General features: G+C 65.9%; 8 protein-coding genes and 1 pseudogene. 3 read left to right on the forward strand and 6 right to left on the reverse strand.

The genetic code is table 11. From position 1 onward, the window contains the following. The 6 genes and pseudogenes from ACILQR_RS14090 to rhmD form a co-directional block, all read right to left on the reverse strand. Window positions 1–462: pseudogene (locus tag ACILQR_RS14090) on the reverse strand (hypothetical protein); the annotation flags it as partial. Between the two features lie 22 nt (window positions 463–484). Further along, window positions 485–2,806: a hypothetical protein gene (locus ACILQR_RS14095; RefSeq protein ID WP_395652024.1), complete on the reverse strand. Its 2,322-nt coding sequence runs from the start codon at window positions 2,804–2,806 to the stop codon at window positions 485–487. 52 nt (window positions 2,807–2,858) lie between these two features. Then, a complete protein-coding gene (locus tag ACILQR_RS14100; protein WP_395652025.1) occupies window positions 2,859–3,761 on the reverse strand; it encodes an amidohydrolase family protein in 903 nt (300 codons plus the stop codon). A gap of 10 nt (window positions 3,762–3,771) precedes the next feature. Then, window positions 3,772–4,521 (reverse strand): SDR family NAD(P)-dependent oxidoreductase, encoded by a 750-nt coding sequence (locus ACILQR_RS14105; protein ID WP_395652026.1) that lies wholly within the window; start codon window positions 4,519–4,521, stop codon window positions 3,772–3,774. Continuing rightward, window positions 4,518–5,381 carry a fumarylacetoacetate hydrolase family protein gene (locus ACILQR_RS14110; RefSeq protein WP_395652027.1) on the reverse strand — a complete coding sequence of 288 codons (864 nt, stop codon included), beginning with the start codon at window positions 5,379–5,381 and terminating at the stop codon, window positions 4,518–4,520. The genes ACILQR_RS14105 and ACILQR_RS14110 overlap by 4 nt, the downstream gene beginning before the upstream one ends. Window positions 5,382–5,409: 28 nt before the next feature. Then, the gene (gene rhmD / locus ACILQR_RS14115) at window positions 5,410–6,600 is read right to left on the reverse strand and encodes an L-rhamnonate dehydratase (RefSeq protein ID WP_395652031.1); all 1,191 of its coding nucleotides are present in this window, start codon (window positions 6,598–6,600) and stop codon (window positions 5,410–5,412) included. Window positions 6,601–6,737: 137 nt separating this feature from the next. Here rhmD and ACILQR_RS14120 point away from each other — a divergent pair, with 137 nt between their 5' ends. From ACILQR_RS14120 to ACILQR_RS14130, 3 genes are all read left to right on the forward strand, one after another. Beyond that, window positions 6,738–7,535 (forward strand): IclR family transcriptional regulator, encoded by a 798-nt coding sequence (locus ACILQR_RS14120; protein ID WP_395652028.1) that lies wholly within the window; start codon window positions 6,738–6,740, stop codon window positions 7,533–7,535. Window positions 7,536–7,558: 23 nt separating this feature from the next. Then, a complete protein-coding gene (locus ACILQR_RS14125) occupies window positions 7,559–8,320 on the forward strand; it encodes an SDR family NAD(P)-dependent oxidoreductase (protein ID WP_395652029.1) in 762 nt (253 codons plus the stop codon). Between the two features lie 8 nt (window positions 8,321–8,328). Beyond that, the coding region (locus tag ACILQR_RS14130) for an alpha-hydroxy-acid oxidizing protein (protein ID WP_395652030.1) at window positions 8,329–8,546 on the forward strand (218 nt) is incomplete at its 3' end.

An 8,546-nucleotide genomic window follows, 5' to 3' on the forward strand; every position in this document is an offset into this window, starting at 1 on the left:
GGTCACAGTATAATAGACGGTGCGCGTCTTGCGCCCCGTCAGCAGCAGATCGGCGTTCGGATCAGCCACCAGCGCCGAGCGGCGGAAGCCGTTGTTGAGCTCGACCTTGATGATCCCTTCGGACGACGAGAAGACGAACACGTCACCCTGGGGCGTGAACATGCTGCGATAGAAATAGAGCTTGTTACCGCCCTCGTCGCCGGACAGGCGGACGATGCGGCGGCCCGTGGCCGGATCCACCCAGTCGGCCGGCACCGGGCCTTCCCAGGTCGGCCAGGGCGGCGGCGTGTCGCCGACCTGATGGATCGGAGGCGCAGTGTTCGGTGCCGGGAAGACAGGCGCACCCGTCTGCCCTGCGATCGGCGTGGTCTGGGCATGAACGGCCCCGGCGAAGGCCCCGGCGGCTGGAGCGGCCAGCAGGGCCTTCAGGGCGGCGCGGCGTGACGTCGTCATAATCGACATGGGGCGGTCCTCGTCTTTCTGATCAGGGCGCGGGCGTCAGGCCTTCGACCCGGACGGTCCAGCCGTCCTTTGGAAAGCCCGGCGCGTGTCCGGTGGAGCCGTCCCAGCCTGCCGCCATCAGGCCCACGGCCATCAGTAACGACCCGTTCGACGGGAAGTATGTTTCGGCGGCGCGGCGGTAACCGGGGCCGTCCGGGTTGATCGCCATCGCTACCCCGCCGGCGCCGGCGGAGACGGGCACCAGTTCGTCGGCATGCTCGTCCAGATGCACGCGCGGCGTCATACCGGTGACGCCCCATTGATTGTTCTTCAGGTCAGCGAACAGCCAGTCGACGGCCTTCTCGGGCTCGCCCAGACGCGCGGCCGTCATGGCCATCATCGGTAAGTCCCAGCCCCAGGTCTGGCGCACATCCCAGTTTGCCTCGACCGCCTCGAACGTCCGGCGCATCGCCTCCGGGTCGATCCGGGCGCCGGGGATGAAGCCATAGGCCATGAGGAAGGACGGGTGGTCGCGGTTCTTGCACTGGGCAGCAGCGGCGTGTTCGCGGCAGGCGTCCGAGGCGGCCGTCTCCCAGAAGTCCGGCAGGTTCTCGATCGGCAGATAGAGGCCGTCGTGCATCGGCGGCGGTGCAATCTTCGCCAGAGCTTGATCCCAGTCGGTGCGACGGGCCTGTCCCTTGCGGACCCGCCACTGCTGGGCCGTCTCCAGCGCCCAGCGGAAATACTCCAGCTCGAAGGTCGGATTGGTCGTGGTCAGGGGATCATAGTTCTCTTGCGCCGGGATCATGGGTGAGCCGAGGTTCAGCCGCCCGTCACGCTCGATCGGCCAGGAGGCCAGCAGGTCGGCCGTGGACTCGACCAGTTCACCGTAGCGGTCGAGCACGGCCGGATCGTTGTCGGCGCGCCAAACCAGTTCGGCCAGCAGGATCGGATGCGGTTGCTGCCACATGATGAAGGGCGACACGAGGCTGGGGCTGTTGCGCCCTTCCGGCCCCGTCATCTTGGGCCACCAGGCACCCCGCACGCTGTGACGCGCGGCCTCGGCGCGAGCATTGTCCAGGTTACCCAGATACCAAGGCAGGCTCCGCTCCAGAAGATCGGCATGGCCCCAGATCGCCTGCCAGCCCGAATGCCAGGGGTGCATTTCCAGATGGAACTTGCCGTACCAACTGTTGGAGAACAGACCCTCCTCCTGCGGCGGTAACTCCCCTGCCCCGTTCACGGCGGACAGGTATTGCGACAGCACCACGCGGCGCTCCAGTTCAGCCGCGCGCGGGTCTGTAGAGCCCGAGAAATCGACCGCTCCGCCGTTGGCCCAGAAGTCGCGCCAGTGGGCGGTGACAGCTGCGACGCCCTCAGCAAAGGCCGGGGTCGCGGCGGTTGGTTCAGCCTGATCGAAGCGGATCATGACGGTCAGGCGGTCGCCACCGGCCGATGCGACACCAAACTCCGCATCGCCGGCCCGAGCGATACGGCCGCTCGTCACGATGGCGGAGTTAAAGCTGGTCTCATCGATGGTGCGGCGGATGCGTACTTCGTGGTCGGTCTGCGCTACGATCGCCACGCTCTGCGCCCCCTTGTTCTCCCAGTTCGTCGGGTCCGGATTGATCGCCGGATCGACACTCGGATAGCGGACGCGAACGCCGAGACCGCCGCTTGCGACGAGCGATGACTCCACCTCGACCATCACCATGTCGAGCGCCGGATGCACCCGCGTCACAACCTCGACCGGCTGGCCGTCATAGGTGAAGCGACTGGTCAAGCTGCCGGTCCACAGATCCAGCATCTGGGTCGTCGCCGTGATTTTGGCGAAATCCAGAGGTGCGCCGTCGGCCAGCGTCAGCCCGATCCGGCTCAGCGAGAAGCGGTGAGGATTGGCCCGCAGCCAGGTATAGGCCGGGTTGCTCTCCGCATCCGCCCAGGACCGCATCCAGGCGTAGGGCTGCTCGCCCCTCCCCGGGACCGGCACCTGAATCAGACCGCTCTGTTCGGTATAGCCCTCGGGGTTGGGGAAACTGTGCCAGGCCCATTGGGCCATGGTCAGCAAGGGTGCGAGTTCCGAATACTGCTCGGGAAAGGTCTGCAAGCCGGTTATGTCGGCGGTAAACCCCAGCTCACCATTGCCCAGCATGATCGGCGCGTGGCGATCGATCTCGGTCAGGGTGACGTTATGGCGGGTGACGAGGGCCTGACGGTCGATGGGCACGGCGGGTGCCACGGCAGAGACGGGCGCGACGGCCCGTTCAGCCGTTTGCGCGCGGGCGGCCATCGGCGCGGCGACAAGCAGGGCGAGACACGCGGCGGTAATAGAGCGCTGGGTCCGGGTGCGGGTCGTACTGACCATGGTCGTCTCCTGGGGTCCTCGGGCCCGGCCGTCTTTCGCGGCCTTGAGCAAATCAGATGCGGTAGATGGCCTCGGCATTTGAGGCGAACAGGCGGTCGCGTTCGGTCGGGCTGAAGTCGGAAGTCACGGCGTCGAAAGCGGAATAGACGGCGTCGAACGTCCCGTGCGCCCGATCGACCGGAAAATCGGAGGCGAACATCGCTCGCTCGGTCCCGAAGGCTTCGACGCAGTCCAGAATGATCGGGCGGACGCTGTCGACGGACCAGTTCCGATCCGTAATACCGAGGCCGGAGATCTTGATTGCGACTTGGGGCTGGGCGGCCAGCAGGCGCAGACCTTCGCGCCAGATCGCCATGCCCGCGTCGTCGCGATCGGTGGGCAGGCCCGCATGATTGACGATCAGGGGGATGTCAGGATGGCGCTCGGCGATGGCGGCGGCGGCGGCCATCTGGGTCGGGTAGAGTTGCAGGTCGAACGACAAACCATGCTTCGCCAGCTTCGCCAACCCCGCCTCCCAGGCCGGATTCTTTAGCAAATCACGATCGGTGTAGGTCTTCAGCGGATCGGCGTGCCAGCAGACGATCTGGCGGGTGCCGCGCACGTTCGGCCGCGCCGCATGCGCCTCGAGCAAGTTGTCCAGATCGGGATCCAACACGTCGACACCGGCGACGATACCGTGAGGATAGCCATATTCGTCGGCCATGGCCTGAAGCCACTCCGTCTCGCCGAGTTGCGCGCCGACCGGCTGTCCCGCCTCGACATGAACGAGTTTGTCGATCCGCCACGGGACGGCGTCGGCAAGGTAGTCCTTCAAGAGATAGTTCCGGTGAGCGACCCCGCTCATATCACCGGCCGGATTGTTGGGCAGGGGATCGTCCTGCAGCCAGCCGTAGCGAGCGCGCGACAGGTCCCACAGGTGGACGTGCGGATCGACGATACGAAGGTCCGACGCCACCCGCGCAACCCTAGTAGGTCGTCCGGCCGCCCGACGTGTCGAACGTCGAGGCCGTGGTGAAACTGCATTCCTCGGACGCCATGAAACAGACCATGGCGGCGCTCTCCTCCACCTCGCCGAGGCGGCCCATCGGGATTTTCGAGCGCATGTAATCGACCTGGCTGATCGGCAGTTGTTCCAGGATCGGGCTCTCGAAGGTGGCGGGGGTCAGGGCGTTGGCGATCACGCCCTTGCCGGCCATTTCCTTGCCCAGCGACTTGGTGAAACCGATGACCCCCGCCTTTGACGCCGAATAGGCCGAGGCGTTGGGATTGCCTTCCTTGCCCGCGACCGAGGCGACGTTGACGATCCGGCCGTAGCCGTTGGCCAGCATGAAAGGGACGACGGCCCGGCTGCAGTAGAAGACGCCGTTCAGATTGATGTCGACGACCCGCTTCCAGCTGTCGATCGGGAATTCATGCACCGGCACGGTGGCGCCGGTGATGCCGGCCGAGGCGATCAGGATGTCGATCCGGCCGAGGGTGGCGTTGGAGGTTTCGGCGGCGGCGGCGACGGCCTCTGGATCGGCGACGTCGAGCGCAACGATGTCCACCGCTCCGATCTCTTCGGCCGTAGCCTTGAGCGCCTCGGCGTTCAGGTCCCAGAGCACGACCCGCCCGCCCTCGGCGACGATGCGAGCCGCTGCGGCCTTGCCCAGACCAGATGCGCCGCCGGTGACGACCGCCGTCCGACCCGCAAAACGGCCCTGATAGACGCTCATGCCACGCCTTCTTGCGTCCAAGCCACGACCTGCTGACGCTGCTGGCCGAGCTTGTCGATCCCGAGCGTCATGACGTCGCCGGCCTTCAGATAGATGGGGGACGGCTTCTTTCCCTCTCCGACGCCTGGCGGCGTACCGGTGGTCAGGATATCGCCGGGCTCCAGGGTAATGAATTCGCTGACGTAGGCGATCAGCTGTTTGACGTTGAAGATCATCGTCTTCGTATTGCCGGTCTGCATGCGCTCGCCGTTGAGGTCGAGCCACATGCCCAGATCCTGATGGTCGCCGACCTCGTCAGGCGTCACCAGCCAGGGACCGACGGGACCGAAGGTGTCACAGCCCTTGCCCTTGTCCCACTGCGTACCCTTTTCCTTCTGGAAGGCGCGTTCGGACACGTCGTTGACCAGCACATAGCCGGCGACGTGCGAAAGCGCGTCCTCTTCGGTGACGTAGCGGGCACGCGTGCCGATCACCACGCCCAGCTCGACTTCCCAGTCGGACTTTTTGGACCCGCGTGGGATCATGACGTCGTCGTCGGGCCCGGTCAGGCAGGAGGTGGCCTTGGTAAACAGGATCGGCTCGGGCGGGATCGGCAGGTTCGATTCCGCGGCATGGTCGGCGTAGTTCAGGCCGATGGCGATGAACTTGCGGATGCCGCTGACCGGAACCCCATAACGGGGTTGTCCCTCGACCAGAGGCAGGGTCTCGGGATCGACGGCCTTCAGCGCGGCGAACGTCTCGCCGGATAGCTGGTGCGGCGTAATGTCGGAGACGATGCCCGACAGGTCACGAATGCGGCCCTGGGTATCCAGGGTTCCGGGCTTTTCCTGACCCTTGGGGCCGTAGCGGAGCAGTTTCATCAGAGGGTCTCGGCAGGGGGAGAAAGGGTCAGCGCGCGTAGGGGCGGTGCAGGGTGATGTCGCGGTTCAGCTCGACGCCGAAGCCGGGGGTGTCGGGGACCTTGAGGCGACCGTTCACGGGAACCGGCTCGCCGATCAGCTGGGGATGGAACATGGGCACGACCTCGTCGGCGCCGGGGGCCATCATCAGGAACTCCGCGAACGGGCTGTTATGGCGCGTCACGACGAAGTGGTAGGAATAGACGGACGACCCGTGCGGGATCATCAGCACCCCCTTGGCGTCTGCCATGGCCGAAATCTTGATCAGTTCGGTCACGCCGCCGCACCAGCCCACATCCGGCTGGATGATGTCGCAGCATTCCATCTCCAGCAGCATGCGAAAGCCCCAGCGGGTCGCCTCATGCTCGCCGGTGGTGACCAGCATTCCCTTGGGCGCGGCCTTCTTCAGCGCCTGATAGCCCCAGTAGTCGTCAGGGCTGAGCGCCTCCTCGATCCACTTGAGACCCAGCTTGTGCGCCTCGTGCGCCAGACGGGTGGCGTAGTTGAGGTCCAGCGCCATCCAGCAGTCGAACATCAGCCAGAAGTCGCCGCACGCGTTCCGCATGGCCTCGAGTTCGGCGAGGTTCTTGCGCAGCCCCTCCTCGCCTTCGGCCGGGGCGTGGTGCAGGGGCATCTTGCCGCCGATGAAGCCCAGTTCCTTCGCCTTATCCGGCCGCGCGCCGGTGGCGTAGAAGGTCAGCTCGTCACGGACCGGGCCGCCCAGCATGGCGAACACCGGCTCCTGGCGCAGGCGACCCAGCAGATCCCACAGGGCCAGGTCGACGCCCGAGATGGCGTTCACCACCAGACCCTTGCGGCCGTAATACTGGGTCGAGAAATACATCTGGTCCCAGATTTTCTCGACCTCGGACGGATCGCGGCCCTCCAGGAAGCGGGCCAGGTGTTTCTCGACGATATAGGCGGCGGGCTCGCCCCCGGTCGTCACCGCGAAACCGACCACGCCGTTCTCGGCCTCGATCTCGACGACAAGGGTGCCCAGCACATTGATGCCGAAGCTGCGGCGGCTCTGGCGGTATTCGGGATATTTGGCCATCGGCGTGGCGATGTGGTCGTCGATCCAGTGGCCGTCGCCCTGATCGTGATAGTCGGCGCCGCCTCCGGTCCCGTCGTTCTTCACGACGAAGGCACGGACGTGTTTGATCTTCGGCAACCGCGTCATCACGAAACCACTCCCGGGCTATTGATTCCCATATTTCGGGATGACACTGGCGTTCCTCCGCACGGCGCGTCAAACTGGGGGTGCAATCGAGCTCCAGCTTGCGTGTTTTGCTACATTCTGAAACAGGTGATTACGTGATGGGACAAACTGCGTCAATCGAGCTCGAAACAGAAGAGCCCGCTGCCGGAAAGGCTTCGGGCAGCCAGACCCTGATGCGGGGCCTGGACGTGATCGATGCCCTGATCGACGGTCCCCTGCCCCTGGCCGAACTGTCGGAACGTTTGGAGCTGACCCGCAGCACGACCCACCGCCTCGCCGCCGCCCTGGTCGAGCGCCGCCTCCTCTCCTTCCGCCCGCGCGAGGGTTACACCCTTGGACCCAAGCTGCTGGAACTGGGTCATGCGACCAGCCAGCAGATGCATCTGCCGCGCATCGCCCGGCCCTGGCTGGAGCACCTTTCGGCGCAGACCGAGGACACCGTCCACCTCGGGGTGCTCGACGGTCATCATGCGCTCTATCTCGACAAGGTCGCCGGGCGCCGCCGCATCAATATCGGCTCCAGCCTGGGCGAGCGTCACCCGATCGCCTCGACCGGTCTGGGCAAGGCACTGATCCTCGACAAGTCGGAACCCGAATGGACCGAGTTCTACGCACCTGACGGCAAGCCGTTCGATTCCACCGCCCGCGCGGTCTGGCTGGAACGGATGCGCAGCTACGCGTCCAAGGGCTATGCCTTCGACCTGGAAGAGAACGAGGATCAGATCCGCTGTGTCGCCGCCCCCGTGCGTGGCGTGGACGGCAAGATCGTCGCGGCTCTCAGCGTCTCCAGCGCCGCCCAGTACATGTCCGATGCCCGCATGGCCGACCTGACCGTGACGGTCACGGAGGCGGCCAACGCCATCAGCCGCGACCTCGGCTGGACACCCAAACCCTGAGCCACCACGCTACCGGAGCCCGCATGCTGCTTGAAAACAAGGTTGTCCTCGTTACGGGGGGCTCGCGCGGCATCGGAGCGGCCATCGCCATCGAAAGCGCGCGTCACGGTGCCGACGTCGCCATCCACTCCGACAAGGGCGGCGATGTCGCGGCCGAGGTCATCGCCCAGATCGAGGCACTCGGCCGCCGCGCCATCCACGTCGAGGGCGATGTCGCAGAGCACGCAAGCGCAGCGGCTTTCGTCGATGCCGCCGTCGAAGCGTTCGGCCGCGTCGACGTGTTCGTCTCCAACGCCGGCATATGCCCTTTCCACGCCTTCCTCGACATGCCGCCGCAGACGCTGAAGCGGACTATGGAGGTCAATCTGCACGGGGCCTATTTCATGACCCAGGCTGCGGCCAACCAGATGGTCAAACAGGGAGACGGCGGGGCCATCATCGCGGTCAGCTCGATCAGCGCACTGGTCGGCGGCGAGTACCAGACGCACTACACCCCGACCAAGGCCGGGGTTCACAGCCTGATGCAGTCCTGCGCCATCGCCCTAGGCAAGCACGGCATCCGCTGCAACTCGGTCCTGCCCGGCACCATCCTGACCGACATCAACAAGGACGATCTCGCCGATCCGACGAAGCGCCAGTACATGGAAGGCCGCATCCCGCTGGGCCGCCTGGGCCAACCCGAGGATCTCGGCGGCCCCGTCGTCTTCCTGGCCTCCGACATGGCCAGATACGTGACCGGCGCGGCCCTGCTGGTCGACGGCGGCATGTTCGTGAACCTGCAGTAGGCAGCGCGGTGATCATCTCCTCGCCCGGCGATTTCCGCGAGGCCGCACGCCGCAAGCTGCCGCCGTTCCTGTTCCACTACATCGACGGCGGGGCCTACGCGGAACAGACGTTGCGCCGCAACGTCGAGGACTGGCAGGATGTCGCCCTGCGCCAGCGCGTGCTCGGTGGGGTCGGCGAGGTCGATGTCTCGACCCGTCTGTTCGACGAGACCCTGAGCCTGCCGGT

Source organism: Brevundimonas sp. (genome assembly GCF_044239655.1).
GTDB lineage: Bacteria > Pseudomonadota > Alphaproteobacteria > Caulobacterales > Caulobacteraceae > Brevundimonas.